Source organism: Acinetobacter sp. YH12152, assembly GCF_013418285.1.
Lineage (GTDB): Bacteria > Pseudomonadota > Gammaproteobacteria > Pseudomonadales > Moraxellaceae > Acinetobacter > Acinetobacter amyesii.
In genome coordinates this window covers 1-19243 of the sequence record NZ_VPCH01000014.1, presented here as the reverse complement: position 1 = coordinate 19243, position 19243 = coordinate 1, and the positions used below count along the sequence as shown (strand labels likewise).

General features: G+C 43.2%; 12 protein-coding genes and 1 pseudogene. 9 read left to right on the top strand and 4 right to left on the bottom strand.

Features of this window, described 5'->3' with window-relative positions; translation table 11 throughout:
• Positions 1-741 precede the first annotated feature (741 nt).
• The 3 genes from recD to FTU83_RS06210 all read right to left on the bottom strand — a co-directional run bounded on the left by recD (position 742) and on the right by FTU83_RS06210 (position 10216).
• Positions 742-2469: an exodeoxyribonuclease V subunit alpha gene (gene recD / locus FTU83_RS06220; protein WP_257222537.1), complete on the bottom strand. Its 1728-nt coding sequence runs from the start codon at positions 2467-2469 to the stop codon at positions 742-744.
• A gap of 194 nt (positions 2470-2663) precedes the next feature.
• A complete protein-coding gene (locus tag FTU83_RS06215; RefSeq protein ID WP_180105925.1) occupies positions 2664-6434 on the bottom strand; it encodes a UvrD-helicase domain-containing protein in 3771 nt (1256 codons plus the stop codon).
• A complete protein-coding gene (locus FTU83_RS06210; RefSeq protein ID WP_180105924.1) occupies positions 6431-10216 on the bottom strand; it encodes an exodeoxyribonuclease V subunit gamma in 3786 nt (1261 codons plus the stop codon). Before FTU83_RS06210 ends, FTU83_RS06215 begins: the two co-directional genes overlap by 4 nt.
• 179 nt (positions 10217-10395) lie before the next feature.
• On the opposite strand from FTU83_RS06210, the gene FTU83_RS06205 reads away from it, so the two are divergent.
• Positions 10396-10917, top strand: a complete 522-nt coding sequence (locus FTU83_RS06205; protein WP_168377972.1) for a hypothetical protein — start codon at positions 10396-10398, stop codon at positions 10915-10917.
• Between the two features lie 136 nt (positions 10918-11053).
• Here FTU83_RS06205 and FTU83_RS06200 read toward each other — a convergent pair whose 3' ends face one another.
• A complete protein-coding gene (locus FTU83_RS06200) occupies positions 11054-12472 on the bottom strand; it encodes a phosphate--AMP phosphotransferase (RefSeq protein WP_180105923.1) in 1419 nt (472 codons plus the stop codon).
• 205 nt (positions 12473-12677) lie between these two features.
• Between FTU83_RS06200 and FTU83_RS06195 the strand changes: the two genes are divergently transcribed.
• The 8 genes and pseudogenes from FTU83_RS06195 to FTU83_RS06160 form a co-directional block, all read left to right on the top strand.
• The gene (locus FTU83_RS06195) at positions 12678-13391 is read left to right on the top strand and encodes a hypothetical protein (RefSeq protein ID WP_180002883.1); all 714 of its coding nucleotides are present in this window, start codon (positions 12678-12680) and stop codon (positions 13389-13391) included.
• Positions 13392-13617: 226 nt separating this feature from the next.
• Complete coding sequence (gene ubiE / locus FTU83_RS06190; RefSeq protein ID WP_078192823.1) at positions 13618-14562, top strand: bifunctional demethylmenaquinone methyltransferase/2-methoxy-6-polyprenyl-1,4-benzoquinol methylase UbiE; 945 nt, start codon at positions 13618-13620, stop codon at positions 14560-14562.
• A gap of 16 nt (positions 14563-14578) precedes the next feature.
• Complete coding sequence (locus tag FTU83_RS06185; RefSeq protein WP_168377975.1) at positions 14579-15247, top strand: SCP2 domain-containing protein; 669 nt, start codon at positions 14579-14581, stop codon at positions 15245-15247.
• An 18-nt stretch (positions 15248-15265) separates the two neighbouring features.
• Complete coding sequence (locus FTU83_RS06180) at positions 15266-16885, top strand: AarF/ABC1/UbiB kinase family protein (protein WP_180105922.1); 1620 nt, start codon at positions 15266-15268, stop codon at positions 16883-16885.
• A gap of 111 nt (positions 16886-16996) precedes the next feature.
• Positions 16997-17416, top strand: a complete 420-nt coding sequence (locus tag FTU83_RS06175; protein ID WP_180105921.1) for a hypothetical protein — start codon at positions 16997-16999, stop codon at positions 17414-17416.
• 94 nt (positions 17417-17510) lie between these two features.
• Complete coding sequence (locus FTU83_RS06170; protein WP_180002876.1) at positions 17511-18590, top strand: patatin-like phospholipase family protein; 1080 nt, start codon at positions 17511-17513, stop codon at positions 18588-18590.
• Positions 18591-18662: 72 nt separating this feature from the next.
• Positions 18663-18977 carry a hypothetical protein gene (locus tag FTU83_RS06165; RefSeq protein WP_078189807.1) on the top strand — a complete coding sequence of 105 codons (315 nt, stop codon included), beginning with the start codon at positions 18663-18665 and terminating at the stop codon, positions 18975-18977.
• Between the two features lie 146 nt (positions 18978-19123).
• Positions 19124-19243: pseudogene (locus FTU83_RS06160) on the top strand (IS5/IS1182 family transposase); the annotation flags it as partial.

The following is a 19243-nucleotide window of genomic DNA, read 5'->3' as shown; positions in this document are numbered from 1 at the left end:
AGGTTTTCATGACGATAATAGCGCCTTTTTTTTCACATCGATTCCATTATAAATTTTTTATATGTTTCGATACTTTATGCGACACAAAACCGCATATTTCTAACATGTTGAATGCGATGTCATTGAATGAATTTTAAACTGATTTTTTGATATATTTTGCCACTCGATGTTTAGCATGCAAAACTCAAAGTGGAATGATTAAAAAAAAGCCCGAGCTAGGCTCGGGCTTTTTTGCGCTGTAGTTTCTTCTTTTTTAGTTATTGTTTTATTATTTATTGTTTTATTATTTATTGTTTTATGTGGCGCTTTTCCGCGTCCTTATGTCAAACATTCCATGTTTTAACTTGCACTTCCTTATGTGGTAGATTTTGCCACAACGGCTATTAGATAAAAGTCGTATTTTTCGTATCTATATGTAAGCTTTTTCGTACATCAGTTAAGCTCTATTTCTTTTCTGTTACAGCGTATAGGCATTTCTTATTTTCCAGACATAAAAAAGCCCTGTAGTCTCTCCCAAAACTACAAGGCTTAGCGGCTGTAAGTTTCCTATTTCCTTACTTCACTGTAAGTTCGCTGTCTTTTGACGTTATTCTTATACTTTTGCGATTTTACTCAACCATCCGTGTTGAGTTCTTTTTCTGTGAAGTCATCTTCTCAAAAAGCTCTAAAAAGCTCTATGCGCAAATCTCCTGAATCGATGTAAGCCATTTCTTACAAAATACGGTACATTTTGCCTAGGCTTTACAAAGGTAGGTGATTGTTAATTTTTTCTAACAGACCACTAACTCGCGCTGTTCTTTTTATAAGCGCTTTTGCCAATGCATCTTTTGCAACAAGCAAACTCACCACTTTTTTGGCACGAGTGATGGCGGTATAAATCAGCTCTTTACTCATCATTTCGGTAGCATGATTTTCCAAAACTACCGCCGTATGGGTAAATTCAGAACCTTGAGACTTATGTATGGTCAAGGCATAGGCGGTTTCTATACTTTTAGGTAACCGTGTTGCCACCACCCATTTATCCAAACTTGGAAAATAAACCTCAAACTGCGACTTTTCCGTCATCGGTCGTTTTAAGCAAATCCCGATATCACCATTTGATAGTCCAAGTTGATAATCGTTATAGGTCATCATGACTGGACGACCGACATACCAATCCCCTTGTTTCAACACACCCAAGGTATTTAAGACCCGAAGTTCAATCTGCTGATTGAGTTCGTGTAAGCCTAATTTTCCATGTCGAATGGCCGATAGAATCCGATAATCATCAAAATAGCGAATCAATTGGGCTGACCAATTTGCATATTCAGCGGGTTGCTCTGGCCATTGTTTTAACCATGCCACATAGGGCTGAAAACCATACATCAGTTGATCATAATATTTTGCCCAATGTGCCGCACTGTTCGTAGCGTCGGGGAGATATTGCAACTGAATCACATCGCTCATATTCGGTGTCAGTTGAATCGGCTGAAGTTCGGATGCAGATACCACCTGATGTTCGAATTTCGCCAGAACTTCAGTGGTTGTTTGCTGTTGTTCTTGTTGTTGAATAAAACGAGCAAACTCACCAATGGCTGCACCCTGTACAAAACGGCGGCTGGTCTGTAAATGGGTACGGTTGGCTTGTAAGGCATCGACATCCTGAAGGTTGGCCAAAACAGCGCCAACATCGACCGAAGCCAACTGTTCTGCATCCCCTAAGAGAATCAGCTTACTGTTCTGAGGGATTGCCGCGAATAGCATCTGCGCCAAACTTAAGTCCAACATAGAGGCTTCATCGACCACAATGACGTCATAGGGTAAGCGTTGGCGCTCATTAAACCGCGGGATAGCGCGCGTCCCTAAACCCAATAGACGATGCAAAGTTACGGGTTTCAAATGTTTGTGAATAATCGAATAATGCTGCAATGCAGGATCTTTAAACGCTGCTTGTAAGGCTTCTTCCATTCGCTGCGCCGCTTTTCCTGTCGGCGCTGCCATCGCAATTCTTAAATTTGGATTTTGCTCATTCAACACGGCAATAATCCGAGCCAAGGTATAGGTTTTACCTGTCCCAGGCCCACCGGTAATGATATTAAAATTGTGCTGACACACCATGTGCAGTGCTTGGATCTGATGGGGATCGGTCAGTAAATCCTTTTCGATATTAAGCATCTGCGTTTGATTGAGATTTTGCTCTGTTTGCTGTTTTAAACGTGCAACTTGCTTGGCTAAAGCATTTTCTAATGCCCAATAGCGATAAAGATAAAGTCGCTGTGAATCAAAAATAAAAGGCGCAACAGGTGTTTTTTCAGCTTGCTCATGCTGAACCATCTGAGCCAAACATTGAATCTGCGCATCTTCGGCCAAAATACAACTATCGCCTTTTTCCACGGCTTGCATCAATTGTTGAATTAACTGATTTGCAGCAGGATGACTGGCCTGATTGGGTAAATAATGTTGGATTAAATAGTCAATCCAATCCGGCAAAACCGCATCTAAATCAGCTTTTTCTTGGGTATTTTGGGGAACTAAAACCTGTTTTTCTACAGTATTTTCTTGTCTCGCGTGCAAAGGCTGTGCTGATAAGGCTTTTTGATCATTTTCCACACAGTTATCCTCAAACTTATCCACAATGCAACTTATTGTTTCAGCGTGAATATTTTTATCTTTTTCGTGCTTTTTCACGTTTTAGCCACAACCTTTTCGCTCAATATTGCATCGAGGTTTTGAATGAATGTATCCGCCGGCTTCCAGTGATATACTCCACGATCGGACTGTCCATCCATACCACGAAGATACAGATAACTCGCCCCACCCAAATGCTGCGTCATGTCATAGTCTTTCATCACGGCTTTCAAATAACGATGTAGGGCCACCAAATATAAAGCCGCCTGCAACCAGTAACTAGAATGACTCATACTTTCTCGAATATAGGCATGATTATAATGTGCGGTCTGATCGCCTAAGAAATTACTTTTATAATCGGCAATGTGATAACGCTGACCATCATAATATACCAAGTCAATCGACCCCGTCAGATAGCGTGCCGTAAACACATCATTCAAATCTTGTATTTGTAAATCTGGCTCATTTAGGCTTTCAAATAGCATGCGTATTTTACGTATCGCCAATGCACGATCTGCCATACTTAAATGAAAGTCCATTTCTGAACGATATTCACCATCGTTTAACTGATGCAGGCTAAAACCATCATGCAATGGTGTATGAATAATTTGACTGTACCATTCCCGCATTTCTTCAATCAGTTCAGCTTCATCTTGCTCAGGGTTTGCCGTTTGCCCGAACTGTTTCATTAAGTTTTGCAACATTTGCGGCGAATCAAACTCAACATCACTATGAAAACGTGATGCGATGGCTTTGGCCAACTTCTCTTCTGGGGTGCTAAATCGAACTTTTTCCATCAATTTATGCAAGAAACTTCCGGGCTTGGTTCCCTTTGGAAAATGCCGTTTAATCCAGCTAATTTTCTCTGCCGTTTCTGCTTCAATAATTTCAACTTGTTCAACTTCATCGGCAGCACTGTCTTCCTGCTCGGTCATTGCCGCTGCCAGTTGGTCACGTTGTATATGTGCCTTATGCGCCGTGCGCGTGAGCGCGGTAAAACTGGTGGTTTCTCGTGGATAAAAATGGCTGTTGGGAATCTCTTCCGCCTCTAACACAACAGCTTCAACCTGAGTCTGAGTCAACATCGGTGGTGCTGCACGCAAGACATCGGCATCCACACTATCTGCGTGTTGGAACAGATCTGGTGCGCTTCCACGCCAAAAAGTCAGTCCTGAACGCGCTTCTGCCAATTGTTTCTTTTCTACTTCATGATGACGTAGCACGGCATAGACACGATAACTGGCACGGGTCAACGCCACGTACCACAAGCGATGATGCTCTGCTTCATTGCGCGCATCATTTTGTTGAATATCATCTTCGGGTAAGTCCGAAGACTTCACGGCAATCACACGTTCTAACCCAAGGCTTTTTTGCTGATTGTCTTTAAGGGAAAAATTCAAATTGCCTTTTTCACTTAAGCCCGCATTTGCTCCCAATAAAAACACACAACCAAACTCTAAGCCTTTGGATGCATGAATCGTCATCAGTTGCACCCCCAATTGCCCGGTCAATTTTCGCTCTTGGGTGCTTTCATTATTGATGCCTAAATTGATTTGGCGAATAAACCATTGATAGAGCTTATGCGCACCGGTGTAGTGTTCACTTTGCTGACTTAATAATTCTGCGATATGGCGTAAATTCACCACTGTGCGTTCATTATCTCGACTTTGTCCAGCCACCAACCGCGTCCACACCTGAAAGACCGTCATACAGCTATTCCACGCGCTGCGGAATCCTTGCTCATTCCAAATTTGTCGGACCTGTTCGAGTTTTTCGATGATTTCACTCAGTCCATCCGCTTGCTGTTCGAGTGCGACCAATTGTTTCAGATCAAAACCCAATAAACGGCTCAGTAGCGCACGTTTCACCTTGGCTTCTTGATAAGGATTTAAAATCGCCGTCAGCAAAGCGGCAACGTCTTGTGCGACGGAACTTTTATAGACACTGTCCCGAGATGCTTTATAACAAGGAACGCCCAGCTGCAATAAACATTGCTGTACTTGCTCTAAGTCGAAATGGTTTTGCCCCAAGACCGCAATATCGTTTGCTGTCAGTGCTCGCTGGGTATTATTGTCTTGAAAATATAAATGTCCTTGCTGAGCTTGGTTGAGCAAGGACTGAATCTGCCAAGCCACTTGCTCTGCTTCATTTAGCGTTTCATCCAAAGCCAACCAACGCAGCGGTTGTGGATTGACTTGCTCATGATCAATCAGCGGCGGATGCTCACGCTCACCTGCTTGAATCGGGGTGTATTCAACTTGCTCACCAAAGTCCATTTGCCGATGAAACAAGGCATCCACCACTTCAACCAAGTTTTTGACTGAACGATGGTTTTTGTTCAAGGTATAACAACGCCCACCCTTGGCTTGAATATCATGACGCGCTTTACGATAGGTCAGCATGTCACCGCCACGGAACCCATAAATCGCCTGTTTGGGGTCGCCGACCATAATCATACAACCCTGATGTAAGCGCTCCTTGACCCGCCAAATGCTAGACAGCATGTCATCTTGATCTTGGTTGGTATCTTGAAATTCATCGACTAAAATCAGCGGATATCGTGCTAAAACATGAGCAGCAAAACTGTCTTTCCCTGCGGCTGAGCTTTGCTGTAAGGCTTCCGATAAGGTCCGAATTTGTTGTGAAAAGGTGGTTTCCCCAGCGTGGGACAACACTTGAGGCAAACGCTTTTTAACTTCCTGCGCCAAATAAAAATTTAGATATTGTTCTGCTTGATTGATATGTTCATAAGCGCTGAGCACCGCTCGGAGTTGTTGAACAAAAGCATGTTGATAAAATTCTTTTGAGATATCCGGCTGTTCTTCAACGACTTTGTCTTTAAAGACACGTGGCTTAAATTCAGTTTTATTCGGATCATAAAACAATGAACGAATGGCTTTCATTGTCTGTTGTAACACATCGGACTGAGTCAAAACCCCTTGGCTACCCGCTGCTTCAAAGTGCTGTAAAAACTCGGGAATGCGTGTATTAAAGGTAACAAAGAATGCACCTTTATTAAAACGTCGAGCGTCCACCAAGTTTTTATAATGACTTCCTGCATCAAAACACGCTGCAAGCTCTACACGAGCGGCAGGCAGCATTTGCGCAAGCTGATGACACATCGCTTCAAAATGCGCCAAAGCATTTTCGGGTAATTCAGGGACGCGCAAATCCACCGATGGGAAATTTAGACTTTCCTTTACCACGCCCAGATAATATTCAGGACCTTTCAACTGATGATTCAACATCAAATATTCAATCAAATGTGCAGGCTGCTGCTGGATCCAATCTCTTAATAAATCATGAATGATCCGTTCAATATGCAGGTCTTCATCATCACTGATTTGCACCTGTTCGATACGACCACTTTCAAAGGCAAATTCACGTAATAACTTTTGACTAAAGCTGTCTAAAGTTCCGACAAAGAGTTCTTCATATTGTTGTAAGACCACGTTCAGACGATTGTAGGCATAATCTAAGTGATGCCCATGATCTTTCAGCACTTGCTGATACAAAGGGTCACTCAAACTTTGCTGAAGTTCGGCCAACTCACCTTGAGATGCCGCGAGCAGGCCATAAATAAAGTCACGGGTTTCTTCAATCCGCAGCCGAACCCGCGCTTTGAGTTCCGCTGTAGCCTTACGTGTAAAGGTAGTGGCAATGACCTGATTCGGCATATAACGATCGAGAAAAATCCGCACCATCAGACTGGAAAGCGTATAGGTTTTACCAGTACCCGCAGAGGCTTCAATCCAGTGCAGCCCCGTAAAGCTCATGTCTGCAATCGGGTTGGTGGACATTTTCATCGTTTGCTGTGGCATATTCATTTTTTCACCTCAGGCTTGATGACATTAAGTTTTTTTAGGCCGTCATCTGCCTCGGTATCCATCACATGATATAAACGTTCTGCATAATAACGACAGGACAATGCCAGAAGCTCATCTGCCGCTTGTTGCTGTAAAATAAAAGTCCAATCACGATGGTGGCTATTGGCTTCATTCGATTCCAACTCCACTCCACCAAAACTATGATTTTTCAGCCATTCCTCTTGAAGCTTTGCAAAATTATCTGGCATGAGTTGGCCTGTTTCATTTTCCACCCAAGTGCATTTTTCTTGGCGAATTAAGGCAGCAGGCAGCACCACTGGACGTTTTTGTGCATGTTTCCACATCGCCACCCACTCACTGAGCTGCAGCTTGGCTTGTGCAGAGCTTAATCCACAACAGACTATGCTTTTATCATTACAAATCACTTCACGACGATACGCAGCGCCCTCATCCCCTAAGTCTAAATAGCTCAACCACAGTAGATATTCGAGCCAGGTTTGCGTCTGACGCTTAGGCTTTGCCCCTGACGCCATACAGCTCAACCAATGCATACTCTGAGGGTCTTCAGGCACGGTGATGCTCAGTATCAAATGCGGTTCAAGCTGTAGGTTTTGTAGGGTGGTCACGGTTACACAACGTCCATCTAAACGCTCTAATAACTGTGCCTGCTCTTGCAAACTGAGCTTCCAAGTCGCTATTTGGCTATGTCCCACAGGCAGTACATCTTGGAACAAGGCCATATCGGGTTCAGCTGAGGTCGTAGAGTTCTGATCCTCTGTTTGATCGACACGAGAGGCAGGCTGCACATAATGCTTTTGCAATAAGTCACGGACATGATATTGCTGTAAACGGTCCAGCAACAAAGGCTCTTGCTGCGGCAATTGGTCACCAGTATAGACACTGGCCACGCCAAGCGTTTTCAAATATGCACGGGCAGGAAACACCACATCTTTAATCCATTCCTGACCATCTAATACCCGTACTTCTTGCTCATCATGCACAGGATAATCACGGTTAATCCACGATTGGCGTTGTCCCGACTGATCTAAAATATGTTCCGCCACAGCAAACCATTGATCTTTATATCGTAAGTTTTTCGACTGCTGAAAACCCATCGGGTCAAAAGGCTGCAAAGGATAAATATGGTATAGCGGCTCGAGCTGCTGTGGAATGCGTAAGCCATCCAAATCCAGCATGGCATCATGGGGTTGGTTCAATTGCTGCGGCTGAATCATCCGTGCGAGGAACTGGCTAAATTCATATATCACAGAGGATGGCTCCCGACTTTCACCATCATTGACATCAAAGCCATTATAGAAAATCCACAAGGACTGTCGGGCAAATAACAAGGCATCTAGAAATGCACCTTTATCATCTTCCAAACGAGAGCGATCACCCAAAACCGGTTTAAACACATCCATCAAATCAAAAGGCACTTGCTGATCACGACGCGGAAATTTGCCGCTATCCATGTTCATTAACACCACCAATGAAAATGGGACTTGGCGGATTTTCCCCATGTCCGCAAAGGTCACTGATCCTGTCGGTTCGATCTGATCGGCAGAGCTATCGATGCCTTGTTGTATTTCTTTGAGCAGCAAAGATAATGGCAAATTAAAGCTGTTTGGGAGCGACTCAACTTTATCACTTTGGGCATTATGCAGACGTTGCGTCATCGCACGCATCACACTGCGAATGGTTTCAAATGCTCGACCACTGGCTTCCACAAAAGGCTTTAAATCTGCATCTAATTGTTGCAACCACACTTTGACCGTCTGTGTGCTGAGATTCGGATTGAGCCAATCTCGACGCGCACTGATATCTCGGTAGATCTGAATTAAAGTTTGAACCAACTCAAAATCACTACTCGACACCCCTGCAAAACTTAAGGTGTCCTCAAATACGGCATGTTGTGGTATCGCAATTCCTAACGCCAAACGGTCTAATGCAAATTTAAAGGTATAACGATAATCTCGGTCTTGCTCGAACAAATAAGCCAACATGTGCTGTTCGTCTAAACCACGACGGAAACCAGCTTGAATCAGCAGTTCCATCATACGTTCCATTTGCACATGGTCGAGCTGATACAGTTCTTGCACCGCATTCAAATTCAGCCAATCATGAAAATCTTCTGCGGTAAAACGACCTTGACTAATTTCAATGCGTCCAACAAAGGCTTGCCATGCATTTTGAATATCTTGACTGACCACCCCTGCAATTTTGACTGGGATATAAGGTAAATCCACAGCACTGCGACCCATGCCTCGAGTCGTCGAAAAGACCGTCCGAATATGCGGTTCCAGTTCTTTTAAGTTTGGCACCAAGACCAAGATATCACTCGGATGGCGTGGCTCTTGTTCCGTGCCATCGGCCAACCAATGCACCAACTGTTCACGTAAAACCTCTAACTGACGCAGGCTAGAATGACAGACATGAAATTGAATCGATTCATCTGCCCCCGCGAGTGCATATTGATGCTGCTCGGGTTCTTCTAAGGTCATGATGTCATATTGAATTTGAGCGAGCAGTGTTGTCGGCTCGGTGTCTGGAAAAATATCTTCCCAGCCTTCGCCACCAGACATATTCACCAATAATGCAAAGTTATCCCGCGCACGTTTACCTAAACGCGTCAGTAATGAATGCTGAGATTCACGAAATTCGGCATTGGTCGTACTCAGATAGGCCTGAATTTGTGCCGTGCTGACATTGGGATTTCGCTCAATATAACGCTGTTGTAATTTCAAGTTATAACGATCTTTCCATACGGGATCGACCATGTCTGCCCAATACTCACGCGATGGGTTGAAATACAACAGATGCACTTCGGTATACGCTGCCAAGCGATATAAAAATTTCAGTTGTGCAGGGGGTAATTCTAAGGTCGTAAAGACGAAAATCTGTTCAGGCAAACCGTTATAGGTTTGGTGACGCTCATCATCATCGCGCTCATCATCCTCAGCATCCAAATCAAATTGCTGCTGCCGATTTTGCTCAGCATGCGCCAAGGCAAACCAAAATTTATTGTCTATTTCCTGACGGTCATTAAAGTCTTTTTGGAATACTTGATGCCACAGCCAACGCTGCCAATGCTCCAGTTGTCGAGCCTGAGTCGGTAGATATTCATCAGCTTGTTGAGGTTTCAGACCTGTAAGTTGCATAATATTTAACGGCTGGTTATAACTCCACGCTTTTAGCCAGTCAGTATCGCAATGTGGACAAACCCAGTGCTCAACACCTTCATCTGGGGTATGAATACAACTGCCACGAAAGGCCATGTAGTTGGTAAAAAGCCGAGTGACTTGAGCAGCGATCCAGTACAACATTTCTTGCCGCTTTTGCTCACGTTTTTTTCGATCTGAGAGCTGTGCTGTGCTGTCAAAAATACGCTGAACTAAGGGCTGAACATCTGTCGGAATCTGTGCTGCATCAAACTGATCAGCTGCAATAAAAACCGCTAAAGCATTATAAATACGCCATTGCATAATCAACGGCGGCATGTTGATACCTTTAATCCGCTCTCGGTCTTGTTTATTCGGCAAGGCCCAATCGTAGGCTTTCCACTGCAACCCTAAAATTTTACGATGATGCTTAATATTGGCACTAATACTGATTTTTTCAGCAATTTGTTTTTCTAACCATGCAGCAATGGCTTGATCGGGCACCACGATATGTCGTTCTTGCAAGACGGACAAAGCATTGGTCGATTGATTCGATTTCAATTTTTCGATTAGACAATCCACCAAAACTTCGATTCGTTGACTTTGAATTACATGTATTGCCATGGATTACCTTTACAGCCTGAGTGACCAACTACTACAAAACAACAATGATTATTTACTATACATCTTGGGCTGTCTATGCGACTTTGACAAGAGAATAGATTGCAAAAAATGCTTTTAAACAAGTATCTTAATGATACTTTATGAGAAAAAAACCAATCCAGTATCAAGGGTATCTGCTTATGAAAATTGATAACATTCCTGATTCCATCGACCCTAACTTAAATCTGGACATTATTCGCGCTGAATGCTTAGAGCTCGTCAAAAAACGTGCTTATTTTTCAGCAGGTGCAGCTATTATTCCTGTGCCATTTTTGGATGTGGTGATTGACGTCGGAATTTTGTCACAGCTCATTCCAGAAATTAATGCGCGTTTTGGTTTAGCGCCAGATCAAATTAGTGTGTATGATCCAAAAACCAAACAAATTCATTGGACAGAACTGCGTAAACGTGGTGTCGAATTTTCTGGTTTAGTGGTTGCACGAACCGCGATGAAAAAATCGCTAAATAACATTGCAGCAAAATATATTACCAAACAAGTCACTAAATTTATTCCATTAGGTGGACAATTGGTGGCAGCCAGTTTGGGTTATATTGTGATGAAAAAAGTCGCTGAAACCCATGTAGAAGAAAGCTACCAATTGGCGAAGCGTATTCAACAGAAATTTCCGAACCAACCTGTCCCAACGCCGAACAATGTTTAACGGCGATATCTAGCGCATCAACATCGTTTATAAATCAAAGTGATCTAAACCATAGATCTAAAGATTAAGTAGATCTGAAAATGAGCTAGTTTTGAAAATGAAAAAAGCCACGAATATCGTGGCTTTTTTCATGCATTCAATCTGCTTTCAATTGCGCTAAGATCGTCTCTAATACCTGTAAGCGCGCACTATGTTTGTCATTGGTCGCGATCACATGCCACGGCGCATATTCTGTATTCGTGCGTTGCAACATATCTGCAGCAGCTTTGAGATAGTCATCCCAACGGTCACGATTCCGCCAGTCATCTGGAGTAATTTTAAACCGTTTATGTGCGGTTTCTTCGCGGGCTTTAAACCGCGCAGCTTGCTCATCCTTATCTATGGCTAACCAGAACTTGATGACAACCGTTTGAGTGTTATATAGGTCCTTTTCAAAGCGATTAATTTCATCGTATGCCCTCTGCCATTCAACGGTATTAGCAAATCCTTCAATCCGCTCAACCAAAACACGACCATACCAACTGCGATCAAAAATCGTGATTTTCTCTTCAGGGACAATTTTATTCCAAAAGCGCCATAAGTAAGGACGGCGTAGTTCATATTTTTCAGGTGCTGCTATGGTATGAATTTCATATTCGCGTGGGTCTAACTTTTTAACAATACGTTTAATTGCTCCGCCTTTCCCTGCGGCATCCATCCCTTCAAACACGATCACCACGTTGCGTGAATCAAAACGTAAAGCTTCAGCCACCTTACGGCTTAATTTTTTTAATTCTTTTTTATAATCGGCTTCATCAGCGACGGCTGTACTTGGCTCCAATAAAGCCTGTGGTGTTTTGGCTTGTTTCCAACGCCCTACCGCTTTAGTTTCATGTGTTGGACAATGTTTTAAAGTGCGTAAAATATACTGTGCAAATTGCTGATCACGGACTTGCTCATCTTCACAGTCGATAATGATCCAGTCATGACTAAAACGCTGACGTAAACGTTGCAAGTTGTCATATTGTTTTTTATTGCGCCAATCTAAACCATGCAATTTATGCCAACGCGCTTCACTCGGGTCCATTTCATCCAAACGTTTTTGTAAAGATTTCCAAGATAAATCGAACCAGACCTTAATCACATCGACATGATTATTTTTTAGGTCTTGTTCATAGGCTCGCATGTTCTCGACATATTCATCAAATAAGGTTTCATCCAAAGGCTTCGACACATGCATGGCGGTACTGAGCAAATCACTGTACCAGTTTCCAAACATCACCATGATTTGCCCTTCGGCAGGAATAAACCGTGCATAAGACTGCCAAAAGGTTTGTTTTTGATTAAACATGATCGGGGCATCCGCTTTCACCATTAAGTAGCGTGGATCGACCCATTCGCGGAGCTGTTTGACAGCCTCTCCCTTACCCGCAAGCTCGATTCCACTCACTAAAATCAACATGCTTTTGGCATTGGGCTGACGGCTGGTATTTTTCAGTTGATACTGCGCTTCAATCAGCTCAACCGAGAGTTGTTCTTCATCCATCAATTGAAATTCTGTTTCTTTTAAGCTCATGGCGGACCCTTGGTTTTATTCTGTTTTGAGTATAACCATGCCCTTCACCCCACAACAATGCTTTCATGTATATGCTGAAATGGAAAATATGACCGTTTCTGCAACAAACTGACTCAGATTGACCTGTAATTTCGTCACTTTGTCATAGCCCTAAGCTCCAACACCCACTAAGATTCAAACATCTAAAAAATAATTGAGACACTCAATGTCCAAACTTGCAGTATTAGATGATTTACTTGAACTGTATTACCAGTTGAACTACCACAAAAAGCCAGAAATTTTACAGCGTTTACAAGATGTCCAGCAGTGGCAAAAACAACGTATGCAACGCACACATGCCGTACAATTTGCTGAAAAACACAATGTGCTGATGTCTGAATATTTTATTAATCGTTTATATGGCGGTCCTGATTTTGATGCATTAGCAGCACAAATTGCTCGTCTCACGCGCTATGCACACAAAGCTGAAAAATTGATTCCAGACAATGCCATAAAGACTGGTACTTCGGGCGTTCAACTTGCCATTTTAGCCGTACAGCTTGATGAACAAGTGGCCATGCAATTATTAGAAGATTATCCATCCAATCTGCCCTTAACCGATGAAATGATGCGCCAGACTTATCTTAAGCTCGATCAGGGCAAGGACCGTATGTTACAGCTGCAACTATTGGACGATTTAGGTCGTAATTTAGATAAATATATGCGCTCATTTATGGTCTATACCGCCTTTAAGATGTGCAAAGGTGCAGCAATAAAATATAACTTCGAAGTGATGTATGACTTTATGCAAGATGGCTTTCTCGCAATGAAACCACTTAAGTCAGCAGAAAAATTTGTGCGTGAATTTACCACTGTAGAACGTCAAATCATTGACCGTGTACATGCTGGAGACCCGAACCCGTTTCAGCCTGCGACCTAACAAAATTATCATCCCCATTCAGCCCACATTTGATATAAAACAAACAGGGCGTTCAAGGCTGAATTCAGATTTTTTATAGGGGTTTTGCAAAGCAATTACAGCAGCCCCTTATTTTTTCTGTATATTATTCACAACAAATGCAAATGACTGCTGTATAACAACAGAGAATCTGTCATCATGCTTACAAAGTAACATTAACCCTATTTATAAGTTAGGAGTGACTCTAATGTCTAACGAGAATCAAACGCCTGTCCCTACACCTGAGTCGGCACAAAATACAGACAAAGCGAGTCCATTCTTAACTGAACCTTTACCACAAGGGACAGCGCAAGGTCAGCAACAATCTTTAGAACAACGTCTGACCGACACACCTGTGACAGGTTCAGTACCCAAATATAATCTGCCACGTGGCGCGAACACAGGTAATGTTGGGCCAACCACACACTTTGGTTATCAGACCGTGAGCAGCGAAGACAAAGCGCAAAAAGTCGCGGAAGTTTTCCACTCAGTGGCTGCGAAATACGACATTATGAATGATTTAATGTCATTTGGTATTCACCGTCTATGGAAACGTTTTGCCATTAACATGTCAGGTGTTCGTCGCGGTCAGCACGTACTGGATATTGCAGGCGGTACAGGTGACCTTGCTAAAGTGTTCAGTCGTGAAGTTGGTCCGACAGGTCATGTGGTGCTTTCAGACATTAACGAATCGATGCTCAATGTCGGTCGTGACCGCCTCATTGATGCTGGTTGTACCAATGTCGATTTCGTTTTGGCCAATGCTGAAACTTTAGAACCTTTTGCAGACAACAGTTTTGACCTATTAACCATTTCATTTGGTCTACGTAACGTGACTGACAAAGATGCTGCTCTTGCTGCAATGTACCGCGTTCTTAAGCCAGGTGGTCGTTTACTGATTTTAGAATTCTCTAAACCGGTATTTGAACCATTCTCAAAACTGTATGACTTATACTCATTCACTGCATTACCAATTATGGGAAAAATCGTAGCAAATGACTCTGAAAGTTATAAATACCTTGCAGAATCAATTCGTATGCACCCAGACCAACGTACTCTTAAAGGTATGATGGAAAATGCGGGCTTCCAAAACTGTGATTACCACAACTTAACGGGTGGTATCGTGGCTGTACACCGTGGTTTCAAACTTTAATACTGCAGGCTGAACTATGTGGTCGATTCTCGCACTTGGTGCAGTTGAACGCTTAATTCATCATGTCATTGATTTGGATGCTATTACTCGCATCCAACTGAATGAATTGCAAGGCAAAATGCTTCGTGTAGTGATCGACTCACCACAGTTGTCGGTGGATGTGTTTTTTGACGATCAGAAAGTTCGCTTAGAACCGACGCCAACAGGACATACTGAAACCGCATCCATCTTTGAGCAACGCCCTTTCGAGCAGCAGTTAAACATAACTGAAGCAACGGCGACCTTACATGTCAAAACGGTCGTCGAGCTCCTCAAACTGCTGTTGGCTGAAGATGTCGGCAATATTCCATTGCAAGGTGATTATCACTTATTGCAGGATATCCAGCGCATTATGCAGCAAGCTGAGCCTGATTTAGCTTCGCATCTAAGCCCTTGGATTGGTCCAAGCCTTGCGCATGAAATTGGTAAGTTACAACTTGCACCCAAACATCTCAAACGTACTTTACAAAGCCATTTGTTCTTTGCTGAAGACGCGTTAAAAGAAGATTCAGGCTTGCTTGCCCCACGCTGGCAAATGGATGACCTGAATCAAGACACCCGAATTTTGAATCAAAATCTGGACCGTGCAGAAGCAAAAATTCAGCAGCTGCACAGCCAAATTGACTCATTACAAGACAACACTTAAGACTAGGTAATTGCATATATGATTCCGCACGTTTCACGTTTACTCGACCTTTGGCGCATTGCTGCGCACTATAGACTCGACACGTTGTTTCCTGCGGAAGAATTACCGGAAAAAGCCCGTCATATTCTTTCTCTCATTCGCATGCACCCTGCGGCATGGTCAAGCCGCGAGCGAAAAAATCCGCTCAAGCTCAAACAAGCTTTAGAAGAGATGGGCCCGCTGGCCATTAAAATGGGGCAATTACTGTCTACCCGTCGTGATTTGATTCCACCTGAAGTTTTACAGCAATTGGTGCTTCTACAAGACCGTGTAAAACCTTTTTCGAATGACGTTGCCAAAATGCGCATTCAGGAATCACTTAAAGCCGATGTTAATACCTTATTTGCACGCTTTGACGAGCAACCATTAGCCGCAGCATCTATTGCACAAGTGCATACTGCTGCCCTGCATGATGGTCGCGAAGTCGTGGTGAAAGTGACTCGCCCGAATATTCGCAATCAAATTCTGCATGATTTTGAAATATTAGAGTGGCTTGGTCAGTTCCTTGAAAAACGCCTAGAAGCCGCTCGTGCCCTGCATCTGTCCGAAATTATTCAGGACTACCGTCAAATTATTCTCAATGAATTGGATTTGACTTTAGAAGCGGATAACACACGTCGTATGCGTCATTACTTCACCGGTTCAAGCATGATGTACGTGCCTGAAGTCTATATGGACAGCCGTGATGTCATGGTCGAAGAACGTATTACCGGTGTGCCGATTTCTGATATTGCGACCTTTGATCGCTTGGGCATGGATCGTAAAGATTTAGCCGAAAAAGGGCTCACCATTTTCTTTACCCAAGTGTTCCGCGACAACTTCTTTCATGCAGACATGCATCCGGGGAATGTCTTCGTCGAAACCATCAATCCAAGCAATCCACGCTTTATTGCACTGGACTGCGCGATTATGGGTGAGCTTTCAAAGCACGACCAAATGACCGTAGCACGCATGCTGCTTGCGGTTATGAACAGCGATTTTATGCAGCTGATTCAAATCGTGCATCAAGCGGGTTGGATTCCACCGGGTACAGATCAAGATGCCTTAGCACGTGAAATGCGTCGCACTGTGGGCCCAATGGTCTCTAAACCAATGCATGAATTGGACTTCGCCGGCATCCTGATTCAAGTGATGGATATTGCGCGTCGTTTCCATTTAGAGATTCCGCCACAACTGATGCTTTTACTAAAAACTTTAGTGCATGTGGAAGGTTTAGGAACTGATCTCTATCCTGAATTGGATATTTGGAGTTTGGCAAAACCAATCCTCACCGATTGGATTAAAGCGCAAATGAATCCGCAGAAAAACTTAAAAGAACTCGGACAAAAAATTCCAGACTTACTTTTAGGTGCGCAAGATTTACCAACGCTGATGATCGACAGTCTGAATGGTTTAAAAAATCAGTCGGCTTGGCATGCCAAACAACTGAATGAACTGCAAAGCATGCGCTTGCAAATGGAACATCAGCAAAAACGTAGTTGGGTTTTTGGCAGTATTATGGCCATCTTCCTCTCCATCGCGATAATTGCGCCATGGTATGTTTCCATCGTATTAATTGCACTTTCAAGCTTACTTTCCATTTGGCGTGTGTTTAAATAATCTGTGTTTAAATGATCTTGATGTATCCATAGCTCCTTTAAGCCTTTTGACAATAAAAGGCTTAAAGCCATAAAAACAAAAAATTCAAAAATTTAAATAAGGCTGAACGCCATGTCATACAGTTATTTAGGGGTACTGTATGGTCGAACCCCTCTCCGAGCATGTGCAACGGCCTTGCTGTATAGTTTTTCGACCCTGCTCGATGTGTTGGTTCAATTAAATATGCACATGCCTTTTCTAAACTGGCAACCGACAGCCAACACCACCCTGTATCGGATGCAGCATAGCGCTACATTTTGGTGGATCATTCTCTTTAATGCACTTCCCTGTTTATTCCTACTTTGTTTGCCACAGCAAAAGCTGATGGCGGGGTTAAATTATTGGTTATTAGCTGGGGCCGTGATTTTTATCATTAACCTATTTGCTTGGGCGGTCTTTCCAATGGCGACATGGGCAATCGTCTGCCTCAGTTTGTTTCAATTGCATCGGCATAACGAACAACTATTACAGCATTCCTCAGAGACGCCCTGATATGACTGAGAAGTCATTTGTCGGAAGTTTCAGCCATTGGGTCTGTGCAAAAACGCACTAGAATAATTCTACGACTGTATTTTAAGCGACTACCATGACTCAAATTTTGCAAAAAAGACCGCCTGCGCTCAATATCCGTGCTGGCCATTTAGCCCGCCAACTGATTGAACAAGAGGGTTTAAACGCTGCTCAAGTGGATATCCTGCCCGGTGCTGCGGGTGGTCCGAAAGGCATTGGTATTCAAGGTTTAGATCAGGCGATTTTTGCTGACTTTTTGCCACGCGCGCAACAAAAGCGTACTTTAATTGGTTCATCGATTGGCAGTTGGCGCTTTGCCAGTATTGCTGCTTGGGGAGCCATTGAAGGGACGAAACGCCTCTCTGAGCTGTATACCAATCTGAGCTTTCATAAAAAGATGAGCCGTCAAGAAGTCAGCGATGTGTGTCGTGGCATGCTGATCGATTTGATTCAAGGTCAAGAAGCGGCACTGGTTAATCACCCGGATTATCACCTCACTGTGCTTTCAGTCAAAGCTCAGCATATTTTCCAAAGTGATAAAGCCCTGCCTCTGTTAGCCTCTGTCGCAGGGATCGTGGGCACGACAGCGCTCGCACGTAAACACAGTCGTTATTTCATGCAGCGTGTAATTAGTCAGCCTGTGTCAGGTCATCAATTTACCGTGGCGGATGATGGCTTTACCACGCATTACCATGCATTGACTCAAGACAGTGTCATGCCGTGGCTTATGGCTTCTGCATCTATTCCCGGTGTCATGGCCGCGATACGTGATATCCCTGATGCGCCACAAGGCAGTTACCGCGATGGCGGCCTGATTGACTATCATATTGACCTACCCTTCCAAAGTCAGGGCATCGTGCTGTATCCACATTTCACGGATAGCATCACCCCAGGTTGGTTTGATAAATTATTTAAACGCCAAGCCAATCCTGAAAATCAGGCGCGTACCCTGTTACTGTCACCTTCACAAGAATACCTTGCAAGCTTGCCGCTTGGCCGACTGCCTGACCGTAAAGACTTTACCCTCAAAGGCTTAGACAACCAACAACGCATTAAAATGTGGAATCAATGTGTGGCTGAAAGTCAGCGTATGGGCGATGAGTTTTTGGAGTTGGTTGAAAAGCAACATTTCCCAGCAGTCATGCAAGCACTCTGAGCGTTACAGTAATCTCTTGCGAGGGACGCTATAATCCTATTTCAAAATTTTGAGCTTATTTAGTATAGATTTATGCGGATATTTTTAACTGTTTTGCAGTATGCCTGCATCGCTTTTGCACTTTTCCTTGTTTATCAAGTGTCAACCGCCTTGATCAGCGGCCAATACGATTTAATGGAAGTGGTGGCAGATGTTGGTACGATTTTAATTTGTATCGATTTGGCGGTGTTTTTATTTACCAGTAATGCAAAACAAGGCATTAGCATCGAAGACTATGCGAAACAATTGGAACAAAAGCCGTCAAAATTGGTATATGTGACCCGTAAATTGGGACATTTCGGTATTTTGCTGATCATTACCAGTTGGATCGTACCGATGATTCGCTAGTGTATTTTAGTTCAATAAAAAGGATCATCATGTGTTCATGATGATCCTTTTTTATGTCATCAGATTTTAGGGTCTGTTGACATTTGTTGATTAAAAAAATAGCGAGATAGTAAAATTAAATCGCCAAACCCAATTTTACACTCGCTATGCCTCGAACAATGCTAAATGATCAACACTGGTCCAAGTTACTTGCTATTTTCCGTCACTTTAATATTTATCTCAAATTAAATTTACGGAATTTTATTGAAGCGATTTTATTTCGAATT